Source organism: Dichotomicrobium thermohalophilum (genome assembly GCF_003550175.1).
In the GTDB taxonomy this organism is placed as follows: Bacteria; Pseudomonadota; Alphaproteobacteria; order Rhizobiales; family Rhodomicrobiaceae; genus Dichotomicrobium; species Dichotomicrobium thermohalophilum.
The window spans coordinates 464928-477049 of sequence record NZ_QXDF01000001.1 but is presented as its reverse complement, the minus strand read 5'-3'; the positions used below and the strand labels follow the sequence as shown (position 1 = coordinate 477049).

Below are 12122 nucleotides of genomic sequence, written 5' to 3'. Positions count from 1 at the left end.
GGTGCGGGACCAACAAGCCATCAAGATTGCGCAGGGCCTTCTCGCCCTGGCTCGGCCTGGTCGTCGCGGTGACGATCACGGTCGTCGCCGTGGCGCAGGTCAGCCGCGCTTCAGAAAACCGGGACCTGCTGAAAACGGCACCTCTCCCGGTTCCGGACTATCTGGAAACTGTCACGGACCCCACCTTCAGCACGACATTCACGCGTGTCACCGACCCCGAAGCTCTCTTCCTGCCGGGCGTGGTTTGCGGACCGAAAGCCTGCCGGCATCGCTACTCCAGCACGCAGGCGTGGAACGCAGACCAGTCATTGCTGCTCATCACCGAAGGTTGTCCGGGCCTGTGCTTCGTCGACGGGCAGACCTATGAGCCGCTGTTCGTTCGGCAGGTGTCTGGCAGCCATGACTGCAAATGGCACCCGCGCGACCCGGACATCATGGTGTGCGTGTATCCCTCCGGGGTGTCGGCGTGGAACCCGAGAAGCAGGACATGGAAGAGCCTGTGGAAGACCGAAGACTATCGCGCGCTCGTTTTCGGTCCGTACAAAGGCAACCTGTCGGCCGACGGCGACCTGATCGTTCTGCGCGGCCTCGATGCCGAAGGCAAGCTCGTCGCGTTTGCCCTGGACCTGCGGGACGGCCAGAAACACCCCGACATAATGCTCGATGGCCTGGAAGGCGAGAACCACTACGCCACGATCTCCCCGAGCGGCCGCTACGTTTACGTCGCGCAGAGGACGGACGACGGTCATGAACCGGCTTATGTCTTCACGACAGACGGCAAGCTGATCCAGCACTGGCCGGAGCACCATCGGCCCGGTCACGGCGACATGACCATAGATGCCGACGGCGAGGATGTTTACGTCGGCGTCAGCAAATCCGAGCCGGACAAGTTCCACGTCGTCAAGCGCCGGCTTTCGGACGGCGCCGTGACCAGCCTGATCCCCTACAGCAACGCCAGCCACATCTCGGCCCGCAATATCAAGCTGCCGGGATGGGTCTTCGTGAGTTTCTCGGGGTCTTACGCCAACACCAGGAAGCTCGACTACCCGGCCCCGTACTACCAGGAGGTCGTTGCGCTGCGGATCGACGGCAGCGGCGAGGTCCACCGCCTGGCCCACACTTACGGCGCCGACGCCGAGTACCTGAGCGAGGCGCACGGCTCGCCCTCCCCAGACGGATCGCGCGTCATATGGGCCAGCAACTGGGGCAAGCCCGGCGCGCCCGTCTCGGCTTTCGTGACGACGTGGAATCCACCGAAGGCGACGTCCCGGACCTCGGAGGCACAATGAACCTGTCGCGGATCACAGCCAGAACAGTCGCTATCGCTCTCGGCGCCCTGCTGAGCGTGGCTGCGCCCGCCACGCTTGCCGGCGCAGAATACCGCACCGGTCCGGGCGATGTCATCGAGATCAACGTGTTCAGCATGCCTGACCTGGAGCGCCGCGTGCGCATAGAGACGGATGGAACGATCGCGATTCCGATTGCCGGCACCTTGTCCGTGGCCGGCCTCACCGTGGCCGAACTTCGCAGGCGCATCCAGTCGGCGCTGAGCGGCCAAGTCGTTACCTTCACCGCGACGGGCGGCAGGGAGAGAGCGGCCGCGATTGGCGTGGATGACGTGATCGTCAGCATAGCCAGCTATCGCCCGATCTACGTCAAAGGCGACGTAACGCAGCCCGGCGAGTATTCGTATCGCGGGCCGATGTCCATTCGCGAGGCGATTGCCCTGGCGGGCGGCTACATCAGCCTGCGCAATGATACGAATGTCAGCGTCGCGTTCAGCGCCCTGGATGCCTCGGCGGAACGCGAGGCGCATTGGCAGACCATCGCGCGGCAGCGCGCACGCATCTGGCGGATCAAGGCTGAACTGGGCAAGGCGTCGCCAAAGCCAGCGGCTGCGAAGAGCGCGATCCCCTCGGAGCTGCCGCTGCAGCCGGCCATCCGGGACCGGATCGCCGCTCAGGCCGTGACGCAACTGGAAAACCGCAACGCGCGCTTCGAGCGCGAGCGTACCGCCATCAAGAATTTTATCGAGCAGCTCGATGAAGAGATCGCGATCGTCGAACAGCAGGTGGCGGTCGAGGAGAAATCTTACGAGGCCGACAGCACCGATCTGGAGTCGCTCCGCAACCTCAGATCCGAAGGGATTGTCACGTCGAAGCGACTGTCCGATGCGCGCCGTGCCACGCTTTTCTCCTCCACGCGGCTTCTGCAGGCCCAGGCGCGACTGAGCGAAGCGAAGCGCCAGCGGGCGGAGCGCCAGTTGCAGTTGCACAAGCTGGAGGCAGACCGCAAGAGCGACCTTTACGACGAGCTGGAACAGGCAATGGCCGAGGAGGCTGCCGCGCGCATCGAGGCGCGGGCTGCGACACGCAAGCTGCGTTTGGCGAGGTCCGTCCCGCCGCAAAGGTCCTTTGGACCATCAAGCAATGGCCGCGACGGCACCGGTCCGAAGCTCATTGTGCACCGCCGGATGCCGGACGGGATCCAGCGTTATGTCGAAAACGAGGATTTTGAAGTCTTGCCGGGCGACGTCATCGAGGTCCGACTTGGCGATCCAGGGCCAATGGGCATAGGCGTCCTGCGCACTGGTGAACACTCCAGGGATGACGACAGCGTTGCCGATCTTGGCCTCACCCATCTGCAGCGGGAGGATGCCAGATGACGGGCGTCGCGCGGCAAACGGCTCAATCCTCATCAACGTCTGTCGCAGGGACCGACCGAGTGCGGCAACCGGTGCCACCGCGCATCCTGCTGGTCGGCGGGTCGGATCACGACCTGCGCATTCCGTTCTTGCTCGAACTCGCAAAAATGGGCTTCGACGTGGCCGCTGCGGGAACGTGCTCAAGCGACCCCTTCGCGCGCAACGGTATCCGGTATTACCCGTACAGCTTCGACCGATTTGCCAATCCGCTGGCCGACTGGCGCGCCCTGCGGGATCTCCGGCGCATCATAGCCGAGCATAAGCCCGATATCGTGCACAGCTTCGATACCAAGCCCGGCATCCTGGTGCCAGCGGCCGCGCGCGCCAGACCGGGAACCCACGTCATGCGGACGATTAACGGGCTTGGCTGGCTGTTCTCCTCACAGTCTTTGCCCGCTCGGGCGCTCCGGCCGGCTTTCAACATATTGCATCGGGCAACGGCGCCATGGACGACGCTGACCGTATTCCAGAACCGGAGCGATGAGGCGTTCTTCAAAGAACGGCACATGATCGGTCGCGGTGGAAGCTGCCTCATTCCTGGCTCCGGTGCAGATATCGCCAACTTCGAGAAACGGCGCAGCGAAGGACCATCAGCTGAAGAGTTGAGGACGGCCCTCGGTCTCGCGGACGCTGAAGTCGTCATCACCGTCACGCGTCTCTCGCGCATCAAGGGCATACCCGCCCTCCTGGAGGCCGCCGCGCTGGTGTATGCCGTACGGCCCGGCGTCCGCTTCCTGCTCGTCGGGTCGCGCGAGACAGAAGGCAAGCTGGCCGTAACGCAGGCCGAAATCGACCGTCACGCGCCCTACGTCATGGCGATCGGGCCAAGGTCCGACGTTCCCTCACTTCTAAGCATGGCTGACATCTTCGCCTTCCCCACCGAGCTTTGTGAAGGCGTTCCGCGCGTCCTGCTTGAGGCTGGCCTGGCTGGCCTGCCGATCGTCACGACGAACATGCCCGGATGCCCCGATGTGGTCGAGGACGGAGAAAGCGGCTTTGTCGTTACCGCCGGTCAACCGCGACAGCTCGCCGATCGCATCCTTGACCTCCTGCACGATCGGGACTCCGCGCACGAAATGGGACAGCGCGCCCGCCGGCGCGTTGTTCAGACTTTCAGCCTCGAGGCGATCGTCGACGCCTATGCGACCGCCTACGAGCGGCTCGCTGCGGGCGCCACCGCCCAAACCAAAACGGAGAGCGCCCAGACTGGCTCGGTAGACCACCCCGCGCGGCAGCAGGCGCACGCGATGATCCCCGAAAATTTGCCAACGGCCAACCCGAGCCGCTCAGAACATTTCGGAGGCAACAGGAACGCCAATGTATGAGCGGACGTCCGAACAGCGCCGCCCGAAGGCCGCCAACCCAGACAGACAGCCAGCGCAGAGTCTGACCGGTCGACAGTTCTCCAAGCTGGCCGCGACGCCACAGGCTGAGACCGGACAGGCAGCCGGGACGCAGGGTGAACCGAGCCTGCACCAGCTCTGGTCCGTGCTGTTGCGCCGGTGGTGGATAATACTTGGGGTGACCGTCATCGGCACGGTTCTGCTGGCGCTGGCGGCCAGACAGATCCCGCCAGATTATACGGCGATGGCACAAATCGAAGTCTTGCCGGGATGGGGACCAGAAGCCGGACAGACAGCGCCTGCCGATGCGGCTGACAGGCAGATGATCCTCGACACCCATATGGTGATGCTCCGGATGCCTGATTTCCTGCGGAAGGTCATCGCGCCGCTGCCCCAATTCGAAAACGGCAAGAACGAGCGTCTCGTCGAAAGGCTCGGCGAACGGATTTCCATCAACCAGCTCATGTCATCGCGCATCATCGCAATCCGCGTGACCCTGCCGGACCCGAACGAGGCGGCGAATCTGGCCAACCGCATGGCAGAGGTCTACCTCGCGCAGCAGGTCAGCCAGCAGGCAGATCAAATCCGAGACGAACTTGCGCGCGTGGACAGCGGAATCTCCCGACTTCGCAGCGACATTGATACCGCGCGCGAGCAGATGCGCCAGCAATTCGAACCCGAAACGCCGATCGAGGCAGGGGGCGGACCAGACGGTCGATCGCCAACCTCGGAGGCCGCGGAGTCCAAGGCGAGCGCAAGCAGCAAGGCACAGCTCCTGGTCGAACTGGAACAGCGCCGGCGCGAGCTGCAGCGCCAACTCGAATCCGTCGCTCCGAACCTGCGGATCGCCTCGCCCGCCAGTCCGCCCGTCGAGCCAAGTTCGCTGCATCCGATGCTGTTCGTTGTTCCGGGCGCCGTCTTCCTGCTGATCGCGACATCCTTCCTCGTGATCGCGCGCGACCGGCTCGATCAAAGCCTGCGCAGCGCGCAGGACGTCACCAGCGCGCTGTCGATCCCGTGTCTCGGACTTGTGCCGCGATCGCGGAGTCTCCGGTCCGGAGGAGCGCACGACTCGCTTCGTCAGGAGCCGTTCTCTGCTTTCGCCGAGTCGATCCGCTCAGTCGCAGCCGCAGGAGGCTTTGCGCAAACCTCCAGCGCTGCCGAGACCGTGATGGTCACGAGCAGCGAACCCGGCGAGGGCAAGACACCGCTGGCAGTAAGCCTTGCGCAGTATGCCGGCAGCATCGGAAGACGTGTCCTCCTGATCGACCTTGACCTTAGAACACCAAGCGTCCTGAAGGAGCTTGGCGTCGAAGCGCGCTATAGCCTGGTCGACCTGATGGCACAGCGCGTGGACCGGAACGCAGCCGTGCTGACCGACCCGGATCTGGACTTTCATGTGTTGCCGATGACGTCCGGTCAGGTCGATCCCGTGAGGCTGGTCTCAGACCCGTATTGGCAGACGACGCTCAACGATTTCCGCTCTCGCTATGATGTGATCCTCATCGACGGGCCGCCCGCGCTTGGGCGTGCCGAGGCTGGCTTGATCGCGCGGATGGCCGATCGGGTGATCTTCGCCGTCAAATGGGGGGCAACCCGCACGCGGATTGCCCGGAACGCAGTGGACGCGCTGATCGCATCGCGCGGCGAAGCGCAAGGGGTGAGCGCCGTGATTACCCAGGTGGCGCCCCGAGCCCATGCCCGGTACGGCTTCGGCGACGCGACGGAAGTCATGACCAGGCATGGGGCAAGGTTGCTTCCGCCCGCTCGGCCCGGCGGAGTCAAGAAAGCCATCTCGAAGGTCGTTCGTGCGCCTGCGTCGGCAGTGGCCGGGGCCACCGCATTCATTTCCGAATGGTCCCGCCGCGTCAGGAAGTGGGCAGTGGGATGATCAAGGGACGCCTTGCACTGGTTGTGGGGCGAAGCGCCAGCCTGTTGCGGGATGGTCCGCTGGGGGCCCGCCTCGCCACTGGCGGAGCGGCGGCTTTCGCCGTGTTCATTTTCGGCCACGGCCTGGCTTTCGTCACGCAGCTTTTGATCGCGAGGACTTTCGGCGCGGAGTCTTTCGGCATCTATGCCTATGTGCTCGCCTGGATGGTCGTCCTGTCCTACTTCGCCATGTTCGGTTTTAACACCGCTCTGTTGCGGTTCATACCGACATACACCGCGCAACAGGACTGGCCCCATCTGGCTGGCGTCATTGCATATGCCGAGCGGAAGGTTTTTACGGTCGCGCTGGCCCTGATTGCCGCGGGCGCGGCTGTCGTGCTGCTTTCTGGCGGAGCGATGACCCGGGAGTTGCGGCTGACCTTCCTGGTGGGGCTGCCGATTGTGCTGTTGCTGCCTTTGCTGACACTACGCAGTGCCGCTGTCCGCGGGTTTGGTGGCGTTGTGTCCGCTCTCGCTCCCGAAAGAGTGGTGCGCGAACCCGTCGTGACCATATGCGTGTTCGCTGTTCTGCTCTTCGGGGTCCAGCAGGCCGGAGCGCCTCTCGTAATGAGCGCGATGGTTGCGGGGACCGTGCTTGGCCTGGCTTTCGCCACCTACTGGATGCGCCGACTGCAACCGGCCCAGCTCTTCAGCGCCGCGCCCAAGATTGACGCCGGGACATGGCGGAAAGCCGCCCTGCCACTCCTCGTCGTCACGGCGGTGGAGGCCCTGTTTGACAAGACCGGCGTTCTCGTTCTCGGCCTCGGTGACATGCACCGCGAGGCGGGTATCTACGCTCTGATCTTCAGTATGGCCATGCTCGTCGTGCTCCCGCGAACCGCGATCGACACGATGTTTGCTCCGACCATCGCAAGGATGCATGCCGAGGGGCGACTGGCGGACGTGCAGAACCTTGTCGGGCGCGCCGCGCTCCTTTCGCTATTGGCGGGCGGTGGGATCGTACTGGTCCTCAGCGTCGCCGCAGGCCCGATTCTATCGCTTTTTGGCCCGGAATTTCGGGCTGGCGAAGTGCCGCTGCGAATCCTGCTTCTCGGGCAGTTACTGGCGGCAAGCGCCGGCTCGCAGCTTCTCCTTATGGCCATGACCGGGAACGAGACGGGGGCCGCAAGAATGCTTGTCATATCGGCGATATTCCACGGCCTGCTCTGCGCGGGTCTTGTCATCCCGTTAGGTCTGACGGGTGCCGCCATCGCGACCGCAGCCGCTCTTGTCGTCTGGAACGCTCTGATGGCCGTCGACATCTGGCGGAAATTGCAAATTCTTCCGGGCGCACTGGGCCTGCTTCGTCCGGTTCCAGCCTGAACATCGAGGAGAACTCGACGGATCGCGAAGGCACCTTATTTTTCTTCGTTCTTTAAGCTGTCCGTAAACGCGGCATTCACCGCACAAGCTTGACCGACTAGCTTTCCACAAGACGTTTTGATATCGTTGTTCTGTTTATTATTTGATTTTTGCTTACACATACTGTGTATTTCATATACAAAATTATTAATCAAAAATTAATGGGCTGTTTTATTTGTCATTCCGCAATTTTCACTTATGAAAACACGGACACATCAGGGAAAACCTATGCTGATAGATCACTCAGAATTGATGGTGCTGCCGCCAGGTATCCGGACCGAACTGTCTGAGGAGCAGAGCCGGTTCAGCGCGGCCCGAGGCGGTGATCCTGAAAGGCGGATCCTGATCATAGGGGGCGCCGGCTATATCGGCGCGCCGCTGACGAGCTATCTTCTCGCGGCCGGCGCATTTGTCCGCAACCTGGACTGTCTCGCCTACCATAACGGCGCGTCCGTCCTCGGATACATCTCGCATCCCCGTTACGAGCTGATGTTGGGCGATATGGGCGACCCCGAAACGATGCAGCAGGCGCTGGCCGGCATCACAGATGTCATTATTCTGGGCGGGCTCGTCGGCGATCCGATCACCAAGAAGTTCCCGGGGGCCGCAGAGCGCGTTAACGATCAGGCGATCCAGACTTGCATCCGCGCGCTGAACGGGCGAGGCCTGAACAAGGTCATTTTCGTATCCACGTGCTCGAATTACGGGATCATCGGCGACGATCAGATCGCCACCGAAGACTTCGAGCTGAAGCCACTCTCGAGTTATGCTCGTTCCAAAGTCGCCGCGGAGAAGTTCCTCCTCGGGCTTGAAGGACAGGTGGATTACGCGCCGACGATCCTTCGTTTCGCGACCGCTTTCGGTCTCTCACCGCGGATGCGGTTCGACCTCACGGTCAATGAGTTCACGCGGGACCTTTTCCTTGGCAGAGAGCTTTCCGTTTTCGATGCACACACCTGGCGACCCTACTGCCATGTGCGGGATTTCGCGCGCCTGATCACCCGCGTACTTGATTACCCGGTCGGCCGTGTCGCCTTCGAAGTCTTCAATAGTGGCGGCGACGCCAACAATCATACAAAGCAGGAGATCGTGGACCGGATCCTCCAGCGGCTTCCCGGCCGGCGGGTAAGTTACAAGCCTGACAGCGAGGACCGGCGCAATTACCGCGTGAACTTTGAAAAGGTCAAGCGCGAATTGCACTTCACACCGCTTGTGTCGATCGAGCAAGGCATCGACGAGATCATCTGGGCACTCTCCGCCCATATGCTCGACGACGTCTCAACGCGCGGAACGTTCTACGGAAATTACGAACTGCCGGGGCTGGAAGCGCACGCGCTGCGCTCCACGGCGTAGAGGGGTCGAAGATGGGAACTGATAACGCGGTGACGGGACTACAAGCGTGATCCGGGACGGCCTTCTCGCGATCGGATTGGTCGCAGCGATATTTACCCAATTACGCGTGTCAGGCGCGCCGATCGGCCCGGGCGAAGTATCGCTGCTCCTGTGGCTGCTCTTAAGCCTCGTCGGCAGCGCACACCGGCTGAACGCACCGCTCTCATCCGCTTCACAGCGGTTGCTGACGTTTTGGGCTCTGTTCGCGGCCGGCCTGTGCGTGGGACTGATAACGGCGTACGTTGTCGGCGAGCGCAACGACCCCACGCTGATGCGCCACGACACGATCGCATTTGCGCTGGTCGCCGCGATCAGCCTGATGGCCGCCATCCAGCATGACGCGCCAAGGCGACTGAACCGCGCGGCATGGCTTGCCGCGGCCTTCGGGTCGATCTGCCTTGGCGTCCAGTTGGCACAAGCGTTCGGCGCGCTGCCCACCTGGGGCCTGGAGGTCTGGTATTATGACCGTCTCTGCGGCTGGACCACGAATGCAAATCAGTTAGCCTTGTTGTGCCTGATCCTTTTCTTCCTGTCGCTCCACCTGTTGGAAACGGCTGCCAGCGGTTCGGCGAAGCTCGCAGCTATCAGCCTCGCGCTGCTTCCGCTGATGGCAGGCTTGCTGACCAAAAGCGACACCTTCCTGCTGTCCCTGGTGGCAGGCCTCCTCGTCCTGTCCGCCATCAGGCTATGGCATTGGCTGCGAACGCCCAGCGGCGCCGGGACCCGCAGCTCTGCTGGCATGCTGAGCGTGCTCGCATGCCTCGCGATGCTCCTCGCGTCGGCGCCTCTCGTTTACAGCCTCGTGACAAGCGAAACCCAGACCCTTCGCTCCGTTGACTCGCGGACAAAAGTCATCGAACGAGACGTCGCGTATCGGTCCCAGGCGCTGATGCGTGCGCTGGATCGCAGTGTCGAAAGTGGCTTCCTCGGGCTCGGACCCGGACCGCATCTCATGCGCCCCGCGAATTTGCGCGAGCCACGATACGAGGCGTATCCGAACTTCGAGGTGCACAATACCCTGGCGGACGTGATGCTTCAGGGCGGGCTGCTCGCCGTTATCGCGCTGGTCTGGCTGGGAGGCAAGGCAATCACCGGGACGATGTCGATCGGCCTGACATACCTGCCGACCCTGCTCGCCGCTGTCGCCACGTTCAGCATGACGCATTTTATCTTCCGACATCCGATCGTCTGGTTCGTTCTCACGCTCAGTCTGGTTCTTGGGAGTTACGCGCGTCCGCTCGTGCTGCGCCGGCAGACACCTCGCCCCCCCAAGGTCATGGAGGATCGCATCCTCCGGATGACCCGAGTCGGCTTGCAAGGCGTCGGTGGGAAGCGGCGAGTGAAGGCGACTGGCCGCCGGTCCGCTGGCAGTCATTAAGAAAGTTTCGCAACCATGTGCGGTATTGCCGGCATTTTCTCGGCCGCCCCTGCAACGGACCGGCTGGTCCAGCGCCGGGTCGCCATGGCCATGGCCAACCGCCTGGCGCATCGCGGCCCGGATGACGAGGGGGTCTGGCAGGAGGCCGAACGGCCACTTTGTCTGGCGCACCGGCGCTTGTCGATCATCGACCTGTCTGCGGAGGGCCATCAGCCCCAGGCCTCCCACAGCGGGCGCTATGTCATCAGCTATAACGGCGAGATCTACAACTTCCCGTCGCTGATGGCCGAGCTTGAAGCGGGGGCCGTCCGGTTCAGGGGTCATTCGGATACGGAGGTCATGCTCGCCGCGTTCGAGCGGTGGGGTCTCGACCGCGCGCTGGAGAAACTCAACGGCATGTTCGCCTTTGCCCTGTGGGATCGGCAGGCGAAAGTCCTGCATCTCGTCCGCGACAGGATGGGCAAGAAGCCCCTTTATGTCGGTTGGGCCGGCCGTGACCTCGTGTTCGCGTCCGAACTGAAGGCCCTCCGCGCACACCCCTCTTTTCAAGGAACGATTTCACGCCGGGCGCTGGCCCTTTATTCCCGCTATGGCGATATGCCGGCGCCGTTTTCGATCTACGAGAACACCTGGCAGCTTTTGCCGGGCTGCCGTGTGACGCTGGATCTGTCTGGCGGCCGTATAGCGCCGGGTGCCGATATCAGCGCCCTCATGGAACCCTACTGGGACATGATGGAGGTGGTCCAAGAGGCGCGCGCTCAGCAAGAGCCGGTGAGCGACGACGCGGCAATCGGCAGGTTGGACGGTCTGCTCCGCCAGTGCACGGCAGAACGCATGATCTCCGACGTCCCCTTGGGCGCTTTCCTGTCAGGCGGGATCGATTCCAGCGCCGTGGTCACGGCCATGCAGTCCCAGTCCGAGCGCCCGGTCAAGACGTTCTCCATCGGCTTCAGGGAAACAGGCTTTGACGAGGCAGTCCATGCCCGCGAAATCGCGGCGCATCTGGGGACCGAACATCACGAGCATTACATGTCCCCAAAGGAGGCGCTCGATATCATTCCGCGCCTGCCTACCATCTATGATGAACCGTTTGCCGATGTCTCGCAGATCCCGACCTTTATGGTGTCGCAGTTCGCGCGTCAGCAAGTCACGGTCGCTCTTTCCGGCGACGGCGGTGACGAGATTTTCGGCGGCTATCAGCGGCACTATGTCGTCCCGGCCTTGTGGCAGCGCATCGGGTGGCTGCCCCGCCGAGTCCGCGCAGCCATGAGCCGGGCAATCCAGCGTGTTTCCATCGAGCGCTGGAACCGGTTGGTGCCGCAGCACCCGCAGTTCGGCGAACGTCTTTACAAGTTGGCGGAACTGTTGCCGCTGGCCGACGCGGCGGAGATTTACGATCACCTGGTGGCGAAGTGGCCGGACGCGCAGACGCCCGTCCTCGACGCGGTTTTTTCGCGTATCCCCCTGACCGATCCCGGCCGGCAACCGCAGGGCCTGAACTTCGCCGAACAGATGATGTTCCGGGACGGGTTGTCGTACCTGCCGAATGACATCCTGACCAAGGTGGATCGCGCGTCAATGGCCGTTTCTCTGGAAGTCCGGGCACCCTTGCTGGATCCGCGTCTTTACGCGTATGCGTGGTCACTGCCCTATGCGATGCGGCTGCGCGGCGGCAAGGGTAAGTGGCTGCTCCGCAAATGGCTCGAACGGCATGTGCCGCGCGAGCTGATAGAACGGCCCAAGCAGGGATTTTCGGTGCCGGTGGGGGAATGGCTGCGCGGCCCGCTTCGCCCATGGGCAGAGGATTTGCTGAATCCCGACATGATAAGACGGCAGGGGCTGCTTGATGCGCAGGCGATCAGGACATGTTGGCAGGATCACCTGGCGGGCCGCGGCCGTCATGCTTACAAGCTGTGGACCGTGCTCATGTTCCAGGCGTGGTACGAGGAGTATGGCACCGTCGCGCAATGCGAGCCGTCCTTGCAGCAGGAGCCGATCGCCTAGGCGCTGCTGC

The 12122-nt window shown here is 63.0% G+C and carries 8 protein-coding genes; all 8 read left to right on the top strand.

Annotation, left to right across the window (positions count from 1 at the left end; translation table 11 throughout):
- The first annotated feature begins 26 nt into the window (after positions 1–26).
- The 8 genes from BXY53_RS02165 to asnB all read left to right on the top strand — a co-directional run bounded on the left by BXY53_RS02165 (position 27) and on the right by asnB (position 12112).
- Positions 27–1289 (top strand): YncE family protein, encoded by a 1263-nt coding sequence (locus BXY53_RS02165; RefSeq protein ID WP_119060294.1) that lies wholly within the window; start codon positions 27–29, stop codon positions 1287–1289.
- On the top strand, positions 1190–2665 hold the full coding sequence (locus BXY53_RS02160) for a polysaccharide biosynthesis/export family protein (RefSeq protein ID WP_119060293.1): 1476 nt from the start codon (positions 1190–1192) through the stop codon (positions 2663–2665). The genes BXY53_RS02165 and BXY53_RS02160 overlap by 100 nt, the downstream gene beginning before the upstream one ends.
- Before the next feature lie 59 nt (positions 2666–2724).
- Entirely contained in the window at positions 2725–4029 is a 1305-nt protein-coding gene (locus BXY53_RS02155) for a glycosyltransferase family 4 protein (RefSeq protein ID WP_245410328.1), read from the top strand.
- Complete coding sequence (locus BXY53_RS02150) at positions 4022–5938, top strand: exopolysaccharide transport family protein (RefSeq protein WP_119060291.1); 1917 nt, start codon at positions 4022–4024, stop codon at positions 5936–5938. Before BXY53_RS02155 ends, BXY53_RS02150 begins: the two co-directional genes overlap by 8 nt.
- Positions 5935–7299: a lipopolysaccharide biosynthesis protein gene (locus tag BXY53_RS02145; protein WP_170144298.1), complete on the top strand. Its 1365-nt coding sequence runs from the start codon at positions 5935–5937 to the stop codon at positions 7297–7299. Before BXY53_RS02150 ends, BXY53_RS02145 begins: the two co-directional genes overlap by 4 nt.
- A gap of 267 nt (positions 7300–7566) precedes the next feature.
- The gene (locus tag BXY53_RS02140) at positions 7567–8691 is read left to right on the top strand and encodes an NAD-dependent epimerase/dehydratase family protein (RefSeq protein ID WP_245410327.1); all 1125 of its coding nucleotides are present in this window, start codon (positions 7567–7569) and stop codon (positions 8689–8691) included.
- 46 nt (positions 8692–8737) lie between these two features.
- On the top strand, positions 8738–10108 hold the full coding sequence (locus BXY53_RS02135; protein WP_147361471.1) for an O-antigen ligase family protein: 1371 nt from the start codon (positions 8738–8740) through the stop codon (positions 10106–10108).
- 15 nt (positions 10109–10123) lie between these two features.
- Positions 10124–12112: an asparagine synthase (glutamine-hydrolyzing) gene (asnB, locus tag BXY53_RS02130; protein ID WP_119060287.1), complete on the top strand. Its 1989-nt coding sequence runs from the start codon at positions 10124–10126 to the stop codon at positions 12110–12112.
- Positions 12113–12122 lie beyond the last annotated feature (10 nt).

What these genes read in the sequence shown, in the direction of transcription:
- BXY53_RS02160 (WP_119060293.1), top strand. Translation starts at nt 1,190, where the DNA reads ATGGGCCAGCAACTGGGGCAAGCCCGGCGCGCCCGTCTCGGCTTTCGT.
- BXY53_RS02150 (WP_119060291.1), top strand. Translation starts at nt 4,022, where the DNA reads ATGTATGAGCGGACGTCCGAACAGCGCCGCCCGAAGGCCGCCAACCCA.
- BXY53_RS02145 (WP_170144298.1), top strand. Translation starts at nt 5,935, where the DNA reads ATGATCAAGGGACGCCTTGCACTGGTTGTGGGGCGAAGCGCCAGCCTG.
- BXY53_RS02140 (WP_245410327.1), top strand. Translation starts at nt 7,567, where the DNA reads ATGCTGATAGATCACTCAGAATTGATGGTGCTGCCGCCAGGTATCCGG.
- asnB (WP_119060287.1), top strand. Translation starts at nt 10,124, where the DNA reads ATGTGCGGTATTGCCGGCATTTTCTCGGCCGCCCCTGCAACGGACCGG.